Raw genomic sequence first — 17,185 nt, 5'->3', positions numbered from 1 at the left:
GCACCCTATGACAGTCAGGCTAAACATACAAACTGAGGCCGACCATGAGTTTCCTGTCTGCGACACTGTCACGCGTAAAACCATCTCCAACAATCGCGATGACAGCCAAGGCGGCCGAATTAAAGGCAGCCGGACGAGACGTAATTGGCCTAAGCGCCGGAGAGCCAGATTTCGACACGCCCCAGAACATCAAGGATGCTGCGGTGGCGGCCATCGCCGCTGGAAAGACCAAATACACCGCGCCCGATGGCATACCAGAGCTGAAGCAGGCGGTTTGCGCCAAGATGAAACGTGATCATGGACTGGACTATTCGCCTGCTCAGATCTCGGTCGGAACCGGTGGCAAGCAGACGTTGTATAACGCGCTGATGGCCACCATGAACACGGGCGATGAGGTGGTCATACCTGCGCCCTATTGGGTCAGCTATCCCGATATGGTTCTTCTGGCAGGGGGAACGCCTGTGACAGTTGAAACGACCTTGGAGAACAGTTTCAAACTAACCGCTGAACAGCTTGAGGCAGCTATTACCCCAAAGACCAAATGGTTCATCTTCAACTCTCCGTCCAACCCAACCGGTGCAGGGTATAGCCGGGCGGAACTGAGAGCTTTGACCGATGTCCTGATCAGGCACCCGCATGTTTGGGTAATGACAGATGATATGTACGAGCATCTGGCCTATGACGGGTTTGAATTCTGCACACCGGCCGAAGTCGAGCCCAGGCTTTATGACCGCACCCTGACCTGCAATGGTGTATCCAAAGCTTATGCGATGACTGGCTGGCGGATTGGCTATGCAGCAGGGCCTACCGAATTGATTGCGGCAATGCGCAAGGTTCAGTCGCAATCGACCTCGAACCCCTGCTCGATCAGCCAATGGGCGGCGGTAGAGGCGCTGAACGGTACACAGTCCTTTCTGGCCCCGAACAATGAAACGTTCAAACGCCGCCGTGATCTGGTCATCAGCATGCTGAACCAGATCGAAGGAGTGACCTGCCCAACTCCGGAAGGTGCGTTTTACGTCTACCCTTCCATTTCCGGGTTGATCGGAAAGACCACGCCTGCTGGCACTTTGATCGACACAGACGAAGCCTTCGCAACCGCGCTTTTGGAAGAGGCTGACGTTGCAGTCGTCTTCGGCGCTGCGTTTGGGTTGTCCCCCAACTTCCGCGTCAGCTATGCTACGTCAGATGAAGCGCTGACCGAAGCCTGCACGCGCATTCAGAGGTTTTGTGCTTCGCTGACCTGATCGGAGACCTTATGACTGCCGAATTGCCTGAGTACTATTTCCGCATACGCGAAAACGGTGCCGCGGTTTTCCGGATCGACACGGAAAACCGCCAACGTCGGATTGAAATGAACCAGATCGCGGTCATCAACATCCGCAATGGAGAGGTGAAGCCGCAGGGTCAGCGCGCTCTGACTGAGGCGGATCAGGCCGAAATCGAGCGCTGGATGGCAGAACGTAAAGATCTTCTGGCGCAGCGCGATATCGACGATATTCACCGCGCGGTGGACTATCTGAACCTAACCACACAGTGGGCCCAGTCCAAAGCGACTGACCAACAGCTCGAGGACGTTACGGACCGGCTACTACTGGCGATGCATGATCTGCGCAGCGTATTGGTTCGGAAGAAAGCCGACCGGCTGAACAAAGGCTAATTTGCCTTCACGCTGCCGGTTCAGCGATCATACGCACTGATCGTAACCAGAAGCGCGCCATCAACAGTACGGCGGCACAGGCAAGACCCAGCACAAGGCCCAACCAGACACCGACGCCCTCCATGCCGCGGATGAACCCAAAATAGTAGGACGCCGGAATTCCGACGACCCAATAGCTTAGCCCGGCCATGACCATTGGCACCTTGGCATCCTGCAATCCGCGCAAAAGGCCCAACGCGATCACCTGTGCACCGTCCACCAGCTGGAACAACGCAGCCATGGCCAGCAACCCGGTACCTATGGCCAGAATCTCGGGGCGTTTCGGATCCTGCGGTTCCACAAATACGGAAATCAGAGGCTCGGCGCAGGTCAGGAACAGGATGATTGTCAGGATAGACACCACAAGAGACATCCCTGTCACGGCGACGGCTCCTTTTTCCAGATGCGCGCGGTCCTTGCGGCCAAGCGCATTGCCCGCCCGGATCGTGGCGGCGTTGGACAGGCCCAGATGGACCATGAATGTCGCCGAGGCGAGGTTCAGAGCGATCCCATGCGCCGCCAGCGGCACCTGACCGATCCAGCCCATCATAAAGGCCGACATCGCGAACAGAGACACTTCGGCCAGCAGGGTCAGCCCGATGGGTATGCCTAGCTTCAGAACGCTAAGCAGCATCTCCCAGTCGGGCCGCCAAAACCTTTGGAACAGGCTATGCTCGGGCAGAACTTTTACAGCATAGATGATAACCGCAATTAACGACACGGTCTGCGTCACGACCGAAGCGATAGCGGCGCCCATCACGCCCAGTTCAGGCGCACCCCAGTTGCCAAAGATCAAAGCATAGTTGGTCAGACCGTTCACCACCGCAGCTGCAACAGTGATCCACAAAACAACCTGGGTTCGCTCCAACGCCGCAAGGTAGGACTTCAAGACCATTACCACCAGAGCGGGGAACAGACCCCAGCCTGCAACCCGCAGGTATTCCGATGCAGTTTCCGCCACCTGTGGATCCTGATCTGTGGCGATCAAGATCGGGTATGACCACCACAGCAATGGCATTACCACTGCTGCATATAGCAACGACAACCAGAGCCCCATGCGGGTCGAACGGCGAATGCTGGTTTCATCGTCTTCGGCAGCGGCTGTTGCCACCATTGGCATAACGGCCAGACCGAACCCGCCCCCGAACAGGAACAGGACAAAGTAAAAGCTGCTGGCCAACGTGACCGCCGCCAAAGCTTCGACCCCGTACCAGCCAAGCATGATCGTGTCCGTCAGACCGATTGCGAACTGCGCCAGATGCCCGCCAACCAATGGCAGGCCCAGGACGGCAATGGCACGGAAATGGCCTTGATATGTCATCACCTTATTCATTCCACCAGCCATAGGCCCGGCGAAAGGCCGGGACAAGACCGGAACAGAGAAATTTCAGAGTGAGACATGGAACCGGGACAGGTGCCCTGCCCCGAACCTTAGGCCTAGCAGCGGGCGTCAGGATGCAGCGCGTTGCCCAGAATATGCTCGGATCGGTGGATCACATGATGCGCCTGACCCACGATCAAAGGATCGGGCTCGCCAACAATGCCGTGATCCTTGTCCGGGTAATCAAGTGTCGACAGAAAGTGGCGCATACAGTTCAGACGAGCGCGTTTTTTGTCATTCGATTTCACGATAGTCCAGGGCGCATCAGCGGTGTCTGTATAAAAGAACATCGCCTCTTTAGCCTCGGTATAGTCATCCCATTTTCCAAGGCTTGCCTTGTCGATCGGAGATAGTTTCCATTGCTTCAACGGATCGGTCTCACGGCTTTGAAACCGCCGCTGTTGTTCGGGTTGCGTGACCGAAAACCAGTATTTGTAAAGCTGAATTCCCGACCTCACCAACATCCGTTCAAGCTCTGGCGTCTGGCGCATAAACTCTAGGTACTCGTTCGGAGAACAGAACCCCATCACCCTCTCGACCCCGGCGCGGTTGTACCAAGAGCGGTCGTAGAACACCATTTCACCAACGGTGGGAAGCTCGTGCACATAGCGCTGATAGTACCATTGACCCTTTTCTTCCCAGGTGGGTTTGTTAAGGGCGACCACGCGCGCCTGACGGGGGTTCAGGTGTTCCATAAACCGTTTGATTGTACCGCCCTTACCAGCCGCATCGCGCCCTTCAAACAGCAATACGAACCGTTGACCGGTTTCCTGCGCCCACAGCTGAACCTTAAGCAACTCAGCCTGCAGTTTGGCCTTCTCGGCCTCATAGACCCGACGGGGCATCTTGCGATGATAGGGATATCTTCCGCTTTCGAATGCCTTGCGGATCTTTTCCGGGCTTGGCTCGGAAACAGCACCTGCAACAGGTGTTTCGTCATTCACGCGTGGTAGATTTTGCTCGGGTTGCGCAGCTGCATCCATTCATATTCTCCTTTTTTCACTGTTCGAAAAAATGGCTAGCAGAACCGAAGCTTTCGCGCTTTGATTGGGGTCAAACCAAATTCACTTATACGGCGAAAAGGCCAAGAAACATGGAAACCCGATTTCAGATCCTGAATGGCCAGAGGTTTCATATTCGCCGTTGGGGGTCATCCGACCTGCCACCCTTGCTGATGCTGCACGGCTTTCCGGAATATGGTGGGGCATGGGCCGATCTGGCGCCACATCTGGCATCTCATTTCCATTGCATTGCCCCTGATCAACGCGGTTACGGCCAAAGCTGGGCACCAGAAGGTGTCGGCCAATATGCCACGTCCGAGCTGGTCTCGGATATGATCGCACTTGTCGAAGGTCTGGATACGCCAATCAGTGTTCTGGGCCATGACTGGGGCGCCGCGGTCGCCTATGGCCTGGCCATGTTCCGCCCAGATCTCGTCGGTCGCCTTATCATCGCAAACGGCGTTCACCCGGTGCCCTTCCAACGGGCTATGGCATCGGGCGGCGCACAATCCGCGGCCTCTCAATATATTAACGCGCTACGGGCCCCTGATGCCGCAACACTCTTTGCCGCGAACAATTTTACCCGCTTGGAAAGTTTCTTTCGCCACGGGATGGGCTTGGACTGGCTGTCCGATGACCGGATGGAGGACTATCGCACTGAATGGGCCCGTCCCGGTCGTCTGAATGCCATGCTGAACTGGTATCGGGCATCTCCGCTGGTTGTGGCGAAACCGGGCGAGCCCTGCACAGACCTGCCCCGGCTTCCGGTCGAGCGGCTGATGGTTCGTTGCCCACATCTTTTGCTATGGGGCTCCGATGACAAAGCGCTGCTGCCCGAGACGACAGACGGTCTGGAAGATTTCGCGCCCGACCTCACACGAGTCGATATTCCGGGCACGGATCACTGGTTACACCACCAGAAGCCCGAAGCAATGGCACAGGCAATCATTGAGTGGACAGACGGCTGAGGCCTATTTATGCCCCCAATCAGCAGGATCAGCCGAGTTATTGGGGGACAGCCCCAGAATGTCACCCTCGGTGGAACATCCCAGCCCCAGAACGGTGCGGTTGGCATAGGCAAAATAGGCGCAGACCTGATTGATCTCGAGGATTTCACCATCGTCCCACCCTGTGTTGCGCAGGACGGCTATGTCGTCTTCCACCAGATCCGCCGGGGCCTGCGTCAGCTTACGCGCATACAGCATGGCCGCAACCTGAGCAGCCTCCAATGGTGCGCTTTCGGGTGTCCCAGCTTCGATCGCGGCACGGATTGCATTACCGCGCACTTCGTCGCCTAACAGCCTTTGCAACCCGTTGAAATGATGCTCGACACAGTACCCGCAGTGGTTCAGGGAACTGACCCAGACACCCAGAGTTTCGAGAAACCACTTGGGAATTTGATTGGCTGAATGGTGCAGCACATTCTTGTACAGCGCCATATGTCCTTCCATCGAATGCGGCCGCAAGGAATGCGCTATCATGATGTTGTCGACATTGTTGTCGGGGCCGGTGACGCGGTCGTAGAGTTTCTTCAGCCGACCAGTGGCCGTATCGTAGGGGATGGTTTTTATCCAGCTCATTTTAAGATTCCTGCTGTCGCGGTGATTTGTTATCCGCAGCCTAAGAGGCCTTAGAACAGGTCGCAAAACGAAATCGTCAAACTTCTGCTCTGAGCCCAAAGTGTATGCGAACGCTCCTGCCGCAAGTAGGCCCCCAGTCTCCCTTTCGCTTGTCGACTTATCGATTGATACTCTCGCCCATATGAGCCAAAATTCGGGTACCGAGATATTGATTTTACGATGCAAACAAGTAGTTGGAGCTTGCGCATTGCTAACACGAACCCTCACATGGTTTTCGGTTTTCGTGCTGTGGACTGGTCTCTTGGTGCTAAGTGCCTCCACACCAATCGCTGTTGGTTTTGGTTTTCTTTCAGGAGTTTGCTTGAGCATTGGAACGTACAGATATCAGAGCGAACTGGCTCGAATGGGTGAGCCCTATATCAGACAGCCAAAGGTAATCAGTTTGGCTCTTCGTGAACCTCAAAAGGTTGGGCCACAGAATGCGTTTCTAATCTGGTTCTTTCATCCTGGTTTCTATACTGCTGTTTGCGGCGCTTTGGTCATACACTTTTCATTATACCCTTGATTCACCGTTGAAGAGACAGGCAATGGCAGCTTTGTCCCGCATCGCTTCCATTAGTGATAGCTGGTGCCGCAACCATATTGATTATCCTCTAATTGGCCAACCAGCCCCAAACTATCCACAACACCTCGCGTCCCTCTTCCCCCGGACCACATCACCTGCCATAATGGGGGAAACTCAAAAACAAGAGCAGCCCATATGCCCGACGATCTGTTGACGCCCGAAGCGACCAATACCTATGACGCCTCATCCATTGAGGTGCTCGAAGGTCTTGAACCTGTTCGCAAACGCCCCGGCATGTATATCGGCGGCACGGATGAGCGTGCGCTGCACCATATGGTCGCTGAAATCCTCGACAACTCGATGGACGAAGCGGTGGCAGGCCATGCCAACCGGATCGAGGTCGAACTGCATGCAGATTACGCCCTGACCGTGCGCGACAATGGGCGCGGCATTCCGATCGATCCGCACCCGAAATTCCCCGACAAATCCGCGCTTGAGGTCATCCTGTGCACATTGCACGCGGGCGGCAAGTTCTCGGGTAAGGCGTATCAGACCTCGGGCGGTCTGCATGGGGTTGGTGCATCTGTGGTCAATGCTTTGTCGGATTCCATGGTTGTTCAGGTGGCCCGCGACAAACAGCTGTTCGAACAACGCTTCTCGCGTGGAGTACCTCAGGGCCCCGTCGAAAAGGTCGGCGCTGCCCCCAACCGGCGCGGCACCACCGTCACCTTCCACGCCGATCCCGATATCTTCGGCCACCACAAATTCAAACCGGCCCGCCTGTTCAAATCCATCCGCTCCAAGGCCTACCTGTTCTCGGGCGTCGAAATCCGCTGGAAGTCCCATATCGACGACGGCGAAACCCCGACCGAGGCGACCTTCCACTTCCCCGGTGGCCTGTCAGATTACCTCAAGGAAACGATGAACGGCTCGTCCACCTATGCCGAGCAACCCTTTGCCGGAACCGTGGACTTTCGCGAAAAGTTCAACGCGCCCGGCAAGGTCGAATGGGCGATCAACTGGACCCCCTCACGCGACGGGTTCATCCAATCCTACTGTAACACCGTCCCCACCCCCGAAGGCGGCACCCATGTGGCAGGCTTCTGGGCCGCTGTCCTCAAGGGCATCAAAGCTTACGGCGAGCTGATCAACAACAAAAAGGCCGCGCAGATCACCCGCGACGACCTGGTCACCGGCGGCTGTGCCCTGGTGTCCTGTTTCATCAGCGAGCCCGAGTTTGTCGGCCAAACCAAAGACCGCCTCGCCACGGTCGAAGCACAGCGGCTGGTCGAAAACTCGGTCCGTGACCATTTCGACAACTGGCTGGCCGCGGATAACAAATCCGCCGGAGCGATCCTCGACTTCCTCATTCTAAGGTCCGAGGAGCGCCTGCGCCGACGGGCTGAAAAGGAAACACAGCGCAAGTCCGCCACTAAGAAACTTCGTCTCCCCGGCAAGCTGGTGGACTGTTCCAGTTCAACCCGCGACGGCACCGAATTATTCATCGTCGAGGGCGACTCGGCGGGCGGCTCGGCCAAGATGGGCCGTAACCGCAAAACACAGGCGCTGCTGCCCCTTCGCGGCAAAATCCTGAACGTGTTGGGCGCGGCCAGTTCCAAGCTGGGCACCAATGCCGAGATCAACGATCTGACCCAGGCGCTGGGTGTCGGGCTTGGCACCCGTTTCAACGTCGACGACCTGCGCTATGACAAGATCATCATCATGACCGACGCGGATGTCGACGGCGCGCATATCGCGGCGCTGCTGATGACGTTCTTCTTTACCCAGATGCGGCCCATGATCAACGCGGGCCACCTCTACCTCGCCTGCCCGCCGCTGTATCGCCTGACGCAAGGCGCCAAACGCGTCTATTGTCTGGACGAGGCCGAGCGCGACGCATGGATGGAAAAAGGTCTTGGCGGCAAAGGCAAGATCGACGTTTCCCGCTTCAAGGGTCTGGGTGAAATGGACGCCAAGGACCTGAAAGAAACCACGATGGACCCGGCCTCGCGTAAACTGATCCGCGTCACCATAGACGAGGACGAACCCGGCGAGACCGGCGACCTTGTCGAACGCCTGATGGGCAAAAAACCCGAACTGCGGTTCCAATACATTCAGGAAAACGCGCGGTTTGTGGAGGAGTTGGATGTTTGAGTTTGTGCTTTGAGAAGTGAACGTCGAAGATTTTGCAGCTTCAATCTAAATGACGCGAAAACTCAATAGTTCTATCCTTCATAGATTCACAATCTAGTTGTTACAAAATTGAATAAATTCAAACTCAATATCGCATCAGGTACAATATTTCTCGCCTTCGCAACTGCTGCAAGCTCAGAGCTGTCAAAACCTGCGTGTGATTACATTGAAGTCTATGAGAGCATTAAGGGCGAGGGTTCATTCCCAGACTTGGTCGCCCACATGGCACACGATGTTGAGTACTGCCATTTAGCCGATGGCTGCGACAAAGGGTTGAAGAAAAGAACAAGCCCCATACAAATCACTATAGATGACGGTGGTTCTGAGAAAACGAGAAAACTGTTCAACGCTAACGCCGTATACACAATCAACTTGGTTAACCACTTGTCCGGGCTAGAGTTCTATCTTGATGAGCATCCAGAAACTGTAACTGGCGTTATCCACGTTATCTTGGTTGGCGACTCTGATGAGTCAAATCAAACCTCTCTAGTGCCGGAGTTTTTTGGAAAATTCTTAAAATCCAAAAAGCTAACCTGCCTTGCCACGAACTTTGACTGGCCAGATGCTGAAATTGAGTATTCCGAGGTTTGGATCAAAACATCGACATCGCCAATGAGGTTTGCGAATTGTGTGAAAGAAGAAATTTTCAACGCAAGTGGCGTGCCGGGCGATCCGATAGGCTTGGATTCACTATTTTCAGAAGATTCGCTTTCAGGTGAAACCTTTGGTCCGCCTATTTTTCAAAATTTCGATGCCCGGCCTCTAATCGCAATGCAACTGGTTTATCATAATGAAATGGTGATTGGGCAGAGCCGAGCAAGAACGAAAGAAGTTTCCCAAAACGTAATCAACGCTTCCTGTCAATAAAACACGCAAGCGTAGGATGAGTTTTTAACCATCAAATTTTCCACATCTAGGTGGGCGAAACACCCATCCTACATTACCACAATTCCCGATTCCCGCACGATTGGGCGTCAATCCGACACCCCGTCCAACCACTCCGCAATCTGCCCGACTGGCCCCTCCCACCCGGGCTCCATGAACAGAAAATGCGCATGGTTTTCGACAGACAAAAACGTCGCGCGGTCTCCATAAAGCTTCGCCAGCGCGCGGCAGGTGTTGGGGTTTACGGCCCGGTCCTCGGTGCCTGAAACGATCAAAACCGGACAGTCGACCTTGTCGATATCCACCTTCATCGCGTGGTGATCGTCGAACATCCAAAAGAACATCTCGAACATCACCCGCCCGCTTTCAGCGCCCAGCTGGTCGAACACCGCGTGCTGCTGCGCCTCGGGCATCTTGTTCAGCGCAAAGGGGGCCATCAGATCGAACTCAACCCGCATGGGCTGTTTCCAGAACGCCCCGCCCTCCATCAGCGCGCGCGGCACGGCGCGTTCGTCGTCGGTTTCGGGCAACGTGCCCCATGGCGCGTTCGGGTTGATCAGAACAATGGCGCTGGCCAACCCGCGCGCCGCCACCTGCTGCGCCACAACCCCCGCGATGGCATGGCCCAGCAGCACCGGCTTGCCGTCCAGCCCCTGCACGAACTCTGCAATGTCGTTGGCATAGTCGGTGACGCTGACGTCGGTCAGCCCCGGATCGGGTTCGGCTTTGGCGTCGCCGCCATGGTACCGCAGCGCAGGTGTGTGCACGGTCCAGCCCCGGTCGCGGAAGAACTCCGCGTAATCGGCCATACACCACGGTCCGGCAAAGGCTCCGTGGATCAGAACAATCTCTTTGGTCATGGAAACGCCCCCTCACCTGCCTTCACTATGAGAGATGAGGGAGCGGATCGGCAAGAGGCTTACAGCGCCGCTTTGAACAGCGCCGTCAGGTTGTCCTCGGTCAGTTCAATCGGGTTACCGCCGCAAGAGGGGTCGATGATCGCCCCCTTGACCAGTTCGGGGATTGCAGCATCGGTCACTTTCATATCCGAGAGTTTGCGGGGGATACCCAGCGAGTCATTAAACTCCTGCACAAAGGCGCGGAACCCGTCAAAGCCTCCATCGATGCCCAGATAGGCCGCGGCCTGCTGGAACCGGTCGGCGATGGCGGGGGCGTTGAACTCTAGCACCGCGGGCATACAGACCGCGTTGGTCGTCCCGTGATGGGTGTTGAACACCGCGCCAATCGGGTGGCTCATCGCGTGGATCGCGCCGAGGCCTTTCTGAAACGCCGTAGCACCCATCGCTGCCGCGCTCATCATTTGCGCCCGCGCTTCGATATCGGTGCCATCGGTATAGGCGCGCGGCAGGTAGTCCTTGACCAGCCGCATCCCCTCGAGCGCGATGCCGTGTGACATCGGGTGGTAATGCGGGCTGGAGAACGCCTCGACACAATGCGCAAATGCGTCCAGACCAGTGCCAGCGGTGATGAATTTCGGCATTCCCACGGTCAGTTCCGGGTCACAGATCACCACGGTTGGCAGTACCTTAGGGTGAAAGATAATCTTTTTCGCGTGGGTTTCCGAATTGGTGATGACGCTGGCGCGCCCCACCTCTGACCCGGTGCCAGCGGTGGTCGGAACCGCAATGATCGGAGCAATGGCATCGGCATCGGCGCGGGTCCACCAGTCGCCAATATCTTCGAAATCCCAGACCGGGCGCGTCTGCCCGGCCATGAAAGCGACCATCTTACCCAGATCCAGCCCCGAGCCACCGCCAAATGCGATTACCCCGTCATGGTCGCCTGCCCGATACGCCGCAACGCCGGCCTCAAGGTTCTTCTCATTGGGGTTCGGGTCCACTTCGCTAATCAGGCCACGCCCCAGACCCGCAGCCTCAAGAATATCCAGCGTCGCCGAGGTGATCGGCAGATCAGCCAACCCCTTGTCCGTGACCAGCAGAGGGCGTTTCATTCCGGCCGCAGCGCAGGCTTCGGGCAGTTCCTTGATGCGGCCAGCGCCGAATTTGATCGCGGTCGGATAAGACCAGTTTCCAGACAGGCTCATGGTGTCACCTTCTTCAGATGGTAGGATTTGGGGCGGGTAAGGTTGTGATAGCCGATGACAGAAAGACCACCGCCACGCCCGGTATTCTTGCAACCGGTCCAGCACAGGCCCGGATCCAAATAATCGGCGCGGTTCATGAAGACGGTGCCAGTTTCAATCTGGTCACCGACCCGCGCGGCCCGGTCCACGTCGCGGGTCCAGAGGCTGGCGGTCAGACCAAACTCGCTGTCATTCATCAGCGCGATGGCTTCGTCATCCGACGACACTTTCATGATACCAACTACGGGGCCGAAACTCTCATCCCGCATCACCCGCATGTCGTGTGTGACATTGGTCAGGATTTGCGGGGTCAGATATGCCCCCCCATCATCCTCGGGGAAAGTGTCGATATGGGTAACTGCGCCATCCGCGACTGCCTCGGCAATCTGCGCGCGGACCTCATCGGCAAAGCGTATATTGGCCATCGGTCCAATCGTCGTCTCTGCATCCAGCGGATTGCCCAGCTTATAGCCCTGAATAATCTCAACCGCTTTGGCAACGAACGCATCATACAGGCTTTCGTGCACGTAAATCCGCTCAATCCCGCAGCAGCACTGGCCCGCGTTGAACATCGCACCGTCGATCAGCGTATCAACAGCCGCGTCCAGATCGGCGTCGTCCATGACATAGCCTGGATCCTTGCCGCCCAACTCGGTACCGACCCCGGTGAATGTGCCCGCCGCCGCACGTTCCATCGCCTGACCACCACCGACCGAACCGGTGAAGTTCACGAAATCAAACGCATTTCCAGCGATCAAATCGTTAGTCACATCATGACTCAGGAACACATTCTGGAACACATCCTCAGGAACACCTGCCGAATGGAAAGCCTGCGCCATCCGCTCACCCACCAACAAGGTCTGGGTCGCGTGTTTCAACACCACGGTATTGCCCGCAATCAACGCCGGGGCCACCGTGTTGATCGCCGTCATGTACGGGTAGTTCCAGGGCGCCACGACAAAGACCACCCCGTGCGGAATCCGTTTGATATAGCGCCTGAAGACCTCATCCTCGCCCACCGCAATATCGGCCAGTGCACCCTGCGCGATCTCGGCCATATGGCCGGCGCGCTCGTTGAACCCGCCGAACTCTCCGCCGTAGCGCACTGGGCGCCCCATCATATGGGCCAATTCGAGCACGATTTCGTCATTCATCGCACCAACAGCGGCGACACCCGCCATCACAAGATCAATTCGCTCTTGTAATGGGCGTGCTGCCCAGGCTGTTTGCGCTTCCCTGGCCCGCGCAGCCACCTCAAACGCTGCTTCGCGCGATAAGGTTTCGCGCTCAGCATAAACCGATCCATCGATCGGCGAGATGCATTTCAACATCTGCCCCATCTCCACTCCATCCTCTAAAAAGCAGAATTTCCTGCTTTATCTGGCCAACACAAACCTCGGGGGCCGTCATTGATGCGCCATTGGTTCAAGTACCAATAGCGACAGGCAGGGCCCCCAACTTCGTCCACCCTCAGGCCCGTTCGAACCCGCGGGCAATTTCCCAATCAGTAACCACGCTTTCGAATTCCTCGATTTCTACCTCGGCGGCGCGCGCATAGTGATCAACAACTTCGTCCCCCATAGCGGCCCGCAACATGGTTGAGCCAAGCAGGGCATCCCGCGCAGCGGGCAGGTTGCCGGGGATCATGCCGGACTCGCTCTGATACGCATCGCCTTTGGTTGGTGGTTCAAGCTCCAACCCCTCCTCGATGCCTGCGATACCCGCCGCCAACATACCAGCAATCGCCAGATACGGGTTCATATCCGAGCCCGGAATACGGCATTCCACGCGAACCGATTTGGTTCCATCACCACACAGTCGGAAACCGGCGGTGCGGTTGTCGACCGACCAGATGATCCGCGTCGGCGCAAAACTTCCTTTTTGGAAACGCTTGTAGCTGTTGACGTAGGGGGCCATGAAACACGTATAATCGGCAGCGTATTTCAACAACCCGGCCATATAGCTTTTCATTACTGCCGACATGCCGAGCGGATCTTTTTCGTCGAAAAAGATTGGCCTTCCCTCAGACCACAGCGACTGATGCACATGGGATGAACTGCCAACCTTGTCATGATGCCATTTCGGCAGGAACGTGGCCGCATGCCCGTGCTGCCAGGCGATTTCCTTCACCGCATTCTTGGCGATCGAGTGATACTCGGCCGTTTCCATGGCGGCGGCGTATTTGATGTTCAATTCTTCCTGACCGGTCTCGGCCTCGCCCTTCGTATTCTCGACCGGGATGCCCGCGTTCCACAAATGATTGCGGATGGGACGCATCACATGCTCTTCCTTGGTGGTCTGCAGGATATGATAATCCTCATTATAGCCCGAGATCGGCGCCAGATCGCGAAACCCTTCCTTGCGGATCTGGTCAAAGCTCTTCTCAAACAAAAAGAACTCCAACTCAGTGGCGCACATCGCGTCGTAACCCATGGCTTTCAGGCGTTTGACCTGTTTCTTCAGGATCGACCGGGGCGCGTGCGGGACCTCATCATGCGTGTGGTGATCCAGAACATCGCACATCACCATCACCGTGCCCTCAAGCCACGGCACCGGGCGCAAAGTGCTGAGATCAGGTTTCATGACGTAATCGCCATAGCCCCGCTCCCAGCTGGTCGAGGCATATCCGTCAGGCGTGCCCATTTCCAGATCTGTCGCCAACAGATAATTGCAGCAATGGGTCTCTTGCCAAGCGCCTGCCACAAAGTGACCGGCGTGAAACCGTTTGCCCATCAGCCGCCCCTGCATGTCCACCATGCAAACAAGAACGGTGTCTACTTCACCTGCTTCAACCTTGGTTTTGAGGTCCGCCAACACAACATCATGGCCCATCATGTTCATCCTTCATCACAATCGGGCCCACCGCGCCCCTGTTCCCATCGACGGCCGTTAGTCTTCGGCCGCTTCTTTCTCCATTTCCATAACCAACCGCGTTTCCAGAACCTGTCCGCTTTTGTAGAGGATCGGATAGGCGATGGCCGCGATATGGCCGTGCAGATCGCGCATAGCGCGCAGTGCCTCCAGATGCAGATCGCTGGACTGGAAACTTTCCGTTTGACCACGCTCCAGCCGCTTTAGATGCGCCTTGCGGCTGTCGCGGGACATCCTTTTGATCTCGGCCTTGTCCAGAACAAGGCGGCGGGCACAGTCGACGTCGTCCACCAACAAAACGTGTCGCGCCAGCGAAAAACTTTCCTGAATGGTGGCGTGTAAATCCTTGAGTTCTTTCCACCCCTGGGCGGAAAACTCGGCCCTTTCCATGTGTTTAATCTTTGCTGAACGCGTCATTCTGTTCGACACGACATCTCCAGCGGCCTCGAGCCGAATAGCGTATTCCACCAGACCACGGGCGGCTTTGATCTGAGACTTACTCATATTCTGCCGCGGCAACCGCGCGACAAAGCGTCGGATTTCCGTCAACTGGGCGTTTACCATTTCATCCTGCTGCGACAGAGCGGCAATGGTATCAATGTCGTCACGCTCATAGATATCCAGCACCGGGCGGAACATGCGTTCGACCTGCGTGACCATCTGCAACAATTCGTGTCGCACCGAGGACATCGCAACATCAGGGCCTGTGGCACTGGGGTCGCCTAGCGGATTAAGAGCACCCGAGAACTGATCTGCCACACCAGATTCAGGGTCGGTCTCGGGCATGAGCAAAGCCATCGGCGCTTCCATCCGGGTGACGAACCCGGTTGCCAGCAGAAACACCACGAGGTTGAAACCGATATGGGCAAAGATCAACGATTGCCCCGGTCCGCTGATCATCAATGCGGCATGGGTCCCGGTGACGTTGACAGCAAACAGCATCACAAGCGCCGCACTGCCGCGCAGTAACAGGTTAGCTATCGGTATCCGGCGGGCCGAAACGATCTGGTCGCGCGTCAACCAGATCGGAATAAAGGCCGAGCCCAAATTGGCCCCCAATACCAACGACAAACCCGCCGCGAATGGGATTGCCCCGATCTGTACCAGCGTCACGCACATCAGGATTGTCGCAACCGAGCTGTGCATGACAAAGGCAAGCACAGCCCCAACGATGAAGGCACTGAAATAGTCGCTTTCAAGATAGCCCGCGATAGCCGGCAAAAAGGCACTTTCACGGATCGGATCAACTGCATCGCGCAAAAATTGCAGTGATACCAAAATGAAGGCCACACCCAGAACAATCCGCCCCATCAGGCGAACATTTGCCCGATCGGATTTGAGGTAGAGCCACCCGCCCAGCGCCAGCAACACCGGCTGCAACCATCCCAAATCATAAGACAGTATCTGAATGACCAGAGCCGATCCCAGATCGGCCCCCAAAACCCCCGCCAGGGCGATGCCAAAACTGACCATTCCGGCCGCCGCAAACCCTGTCAGCAAAACCGCCACGGCGGCTGAACTTTGCAGGATCGTGGCCAGAACCATACCCGCGCCACCGGCGACAAAACTGTTTGAATGTCGGGTCAAAAGCGATTGAAATAGCGCGCCAAATCGCCGCTCAATCCCCGTACGAACCAAGCGAACGGCGAAAAGCAGCAACATGGTTGCGGCAAAAATCTCGATCAGAAAACCAGCGATGGCCATGTGTTCATACCCCGTCCGACCGGTGAGCAGCACTGTGCATCCGGTTTCGCATCTCTGTTATTGGGATTGATATGAACATAAGAGGTGTCGCCAGGTGATGTCCAATCCCGACGCGAGAGGAGTTACCCGCGTCGGGAAGTTGCTTATTATCCGTAACGATAAGGCCGTCCGGCCTTGAGCATGTCGGCGTTGTATTGCTTGAATATCTCAACAACCCTCGCCTTGATCTCAGATTCTGCCGCAATCTCATCCCAGAATGCGATTGCCGCGCCTTCGACCTGTGCCCATTCCTCATCTGGGATCGTGGTCAGCTGCATCTTGTCGCCATTGACCCGCAAGCTGGCCTCGCCGCCCCAGTACCACCACTGGCGGTAGTAATGCGACTGATCACAGCAAACACGGAACAGGGTTTGCAGATCTTCCGGCAACTCGTTCCAGCGATCCATGTTGGCAAAGAAAGACCCGGCCCAGGCGCCTGAGATGTTGTTGGTCAGGAAGTAGTTGGTCACATCCGCCCAGCCGACAGTGTAATCCTCGGTGATGCCCGACCATGCGATGCCGTCCAACTCGCCGGTCTGTACGGCGACCTCGATATCTTCCCATGGCAGTGTAACTGGTACCACACCGAACTGGCTGAGGAAGCGACCCGCTGTAGGGAAGGTGAAGACACGCTTGCCTTGCAGGTCCGCCAGGCTGTTGATTGGATCCTTGGTGGCGAAATGGCACGGGTCCCATGCGCCAGCCGAGATGTGCTTGACCCCGACTTTCGAGTATTCTTCGTCCCAGATTTCGTTCAGACCGTACTGATTGAACAGAACCGGTACATCCAGGGAATAGCGCGAGGCAAACGGGAAATAGCCGCCGAACACTGTGACATCGGTGGGCGACGCCATCGAGTCATCATCGGACTGTACCGCATCAATGGTACCTTTCTGCATGGCACGGAACAGTTCGCCTGTCGGAACAAGCTGGTCAGCATAGAACAGCTCGATCTGCATCCGGTCACCGGCAATCTTGTTGAACATCTCGATTGCCGGGTCGATCACATGCGCAGCCAGCGCAGGACCGGCATAGGTCTGCATGCGCCACGTGATCGTGCTTTGAGCCAGCGCCGGTGCGGCCAGAGGTGCGGCTGCGACCCCTACCCCGGCGGTTTTCAGAAACTTACGTCTTGTCGTCATGTCAATTTCCTCTCTGTTGAA

The 17,185-nt window shown here is 56.5% G+C and carries 14 protein-coding genes; 5 read left to right on the top strand and 9 right to left on the bottom strand.

The annotated features are described in order from the left end of the window. The first annotated feature begins 44 nt into the window (after positions 1–44). Positions 45–1,247: a pyridoxal phosphate-dependent aminotransferase gene (locus tag AC2FLG_RS08620; protein WP_496700588.1), complete on the top strand. Its 1,203-nt coding sequence runs from the start codon at positions 45–47 to the stop codon at positions 1,245–1,247. An 11-nt stretch (positions 1,248–1,258) separates the two neighbouring features. Beyond that, the gene (locus AC2FLG_RS08615; RefSeq protein WP_271947903.1) at positions 1,259–1,660 is read left to right on the top strand and encodes a hypothetical protein; all 402 of its coding nucleotides are present in this window, start codon (positions 1,259–1,261) and stop codon (positions 1,658–1,660) included. A gap of 7 nt (positions 1,661–1,667) precedes the next feature. Here the strand turns inward: AC2FLG_RS08615 and AC2FLG_RS08610 are convergent, their stop codons facing one another. Both AC2FLG_RS08610 and ppk2 read right to left on the bottom strand, forming a co-directional pair. Further along, positions 1,668–3,032: an MATE family efflux transporter gene (locus tag AC2FLG_RS08610; RefSeq protein WP_496705857.1), complete on the bottom strand. Its 1,365-nt coding sequence runs from the start codon at positions 3,030–3,032 to the stop codon at positions 1,668–1,670. A gap of 104 nt (positions 3,033–3,136) precedes the next feature. After that, the gene (gene ppk2, locus AC2FLG_RS08605) at positions 3,137–4,063 is read right to left on the bottom strand and encodes a polyphosphate kinase 2 (RefSeq protein WP_142632960.1); all 927 of its coding nucleotides are present in this window, start codon (positions 4,061–4,063) and stop codon (positions 3,137–3,139) included. Between the two features lie 110 nt (positions 4,064–4,173). On the opposite strand from ppk2, the gene AC2FLG_RS08600 reads away from it, so the two are divergent. Further along, complete coding sequence (locus AC2FLG_RS08600) at positions 4,174–5,049, top strand: alpha/beta fold hydrolase (protein WP_496705856.1); 876 nt, start codon at positions 4,174–4,176, stop codon at positions 5,047–5,049. 3 nt (positions 5,050–5,052) lie between these two features. On the opposite strand, the gene AC2FLG_RS08595 is transcribed toward AC2FLG_RS08600, so the two are convergent. After that, on the bottom strand, positions 5,053–5,661 hold the full coding sequence (locus AC2FLG_RS08595; protein WP_496705855.1) for a carboxymuconolactone decarboxylase family protein: 609 nt from the start codon (positions 5,659–5,661) through the stop codon (positions 5,053–5,055). A 760-nt stretch (positions 5,662–6,421) separates the two neighbouring features. On the opposite strand from AC2FLG_RS08595, the gene parE reads away from it, so the two are divergent. Continuing rightward, entirely contained in the window at positions 6,422–8,380 is a 1,959-nt protein-coding gene (gene parE, locus AC2FLG_RS08590; protein WP_496705853.1) for a DNA topoisomerase IV subunit B, read from the top strand. A gap of 108 nt (positions 8,381–8,488) precedes the next feature. After that, positions 8,489–9,286, top strand: a complete 798-nt coding sequence (locus tag AC2FLG_RS08585; protein WP_496705851.1) for a DUF2927 domain-containing protein — start codon at positions 8,489–8,491, stop codon at positions 9,284–9,286. Between the two features lie 107 nt (positions 9,287–9,393). Here the strand turns inward: AC2FLG_RS08585 and AC2FLG_RS08580 are convergent, their stop codons facing one another. The 6 genes from AC2FLG_RS08580 to AC2FLG_RS08555 form a co-directional block, all read right to left on the bottom strand. Continuing rightward, complete coding sequence (locus AC2FLG_RS08580) at positions 9,394–10,164, bottom strand: alpha/beta hydrolase (protein WP_496705849.1); 771 nt, start codon at positions 10,162–10,164, stop codon at positions 9,394–9,396. Positions 10,165–10,223: 59 nt separating this feature from the next. Beyond that, complete coding sequence (locus AC2FLG_RS08575) at positions 10,224–11,369, bottom strand: iron-containing alcohol dehydrogenase (protein WP_496705847.1); 1,146 nt, start codon at positions 11,367–11,369, stop codon at positions 10,224–10,226. Continuing rightward, the gene (locus AC2FLG_RS08570; protein WP_496705846.1) at positions 11,366–12,748 is read right to left on the bottom strand and encodes an aldehyde dehydrogenase family protein; all 1,383 of its coding nucleotides are present in this window, start codon (positions 12,746–12,748) and stop codon (positions 11,366–11,368) included. Before AC2FLG_RS08570 ends, AC2FLG_RS08575 begins: the two co-directional genes overlap by 4 nt. 130 nt (positions 12,749–12,878) lie before the next feature. Next, on the bottom strand, positions 12,879–14,240 hold the full coding sequence (locus AC2FLG_RS08565; RefSeq protein ID WP_496705844.1) for a glutamine synthetase family protein: 1,362 nt from the start codon (positions 14,238–14,240) through the stop codon (positions 12,879–12,881). A 57-nt stretch (positions 14,241–14,297) separates the two neighbouring features. After that, positions 14,298–15,983, bottom strand: a complete 1,686-nt coding sequence (locus AC2FLG_RS08560) for a Na/Pi cotransporter family protein (RefSeq protein WP_142632940.1) — start codon at positions 15,981–15,983, stop codon at positions 14,298–14,300. A gap of 146 nt (positions 15,984–16,129) precedes the next feature. After that, positions 16,130–17,164 (bottom strand): TRAP transporter substrate-binding protein, encoded by a 1,035-nt coding sequence (locus tag AC2FLG_RS08555; protein ID WP_142632938.1) that lies wholly within the window; start codon positions 17,162–17,164, stop codon positions 16,130–16,132. Positions 17,165–17,185: the final 21 nt, after the last annotated feature.

This window comes from Ruegeria sp. CDSA193, from assembly GCF_059611885.1.
This window is presented reverse-complemented; position numbering and strand designations above follow the sequence as displayed.

Excerpts from the sequence above, each read along its gene's own strand:
- AC2FLG_RS08620 (WP_496700588.1), top strand. The coding sequence starts at position 45 with ATGAGTTTCCTGTCTGCGACACTGTCACGCGTAAAACCATCTCCAACA.
- AC2FLG_RS08615 (WP_271947903.1), top strand. The coding sequence starts at position 1,259 with ATGACTGCCGAATTGCCTGAGTACTATTTCCGCATACGCGAAAACGGT.
- AC2FLG_RS08610 (WP_496705857.1), bottom strand. The coding sequence starts at position 3,032 with ATGAATAAGGTGATGACATATCAAGGCCATTTCCGTGCCATTGCCGTC.
- ppk2 (WP_142632960.1), bottom strand. The coding sequence starts at position 4,063 with ATGGATGCAGCTGCGCAACCCGAGCAAAATCTACCACGCGTGAATGAC.
- AC2FLG_RS08600 (WP_496705856.1), top strand. The coding sequence starts at position 4,174 with ATGGAAACCCGATTTCAGATCCTGAATGGCCAGAGGTTTCATATTCGC.
- AC2FLG_RS08595 (WP_496705855.1), bottom strand. The coding sequence starts at position 5,661 with ATGAGCTGGATAAAAACCATCCCCTACGATACGGCCACTGGTCGGCTG.
- parE (WP_496705853.1), top strand. The coding sequence starts at position 6,422 with ATGCCCGACGATCTGTTGACGCCCGAAGCGACCAATACCTATGACGCC.
- AC2FLG_RS08580 (WP_496705849.1), bottom strand. The coding sequence starts at position 10,164 with ATGACCAAAGAGATTGTTCTGATCCACGGAGCCTTTGCCGGACCGTGG.
- AC2FLG_RS08575 (WP_496705847.1), bottom strand. The coding sequence starts at position 11,369 with ATGAGCCTGTCTGGAAACTGGTCTTATCCGACCGCGATCAAATTCGGC.
- AC2FLG_RS08570 (WP_496705846.1), bottom strand. The coding sequence starts at position 12,748 with ATGGGGCAGATGTTGAAATGCATCTCGCCGATCGATGGATCGGTTTAT.
- AC2FLG_RS08565 (WP_496705844.1), bottom strand. The coding sequence starts at position 14,240 with ATGGGCCATGATGTTGTGTTGGCGGACCTCAAAACCAAGGTTGAAGCA.
- AC2FLG_RS08560 (WP_142632940.1), bottom strand. The coding sequence starts at position 15,983 with ATGGCCATCGCTGGTTTTCTGATCGAGATTTTTGCCGCAACCATGTTG.
- AC2FLG_RS08555 (WP_142632938.1), bottom strand. The coding sequence starts at position 17,164 with ATGACGACAAGACGTAAGTTTCTGAAAACCGCCGGGGTAGGGGTCGCA.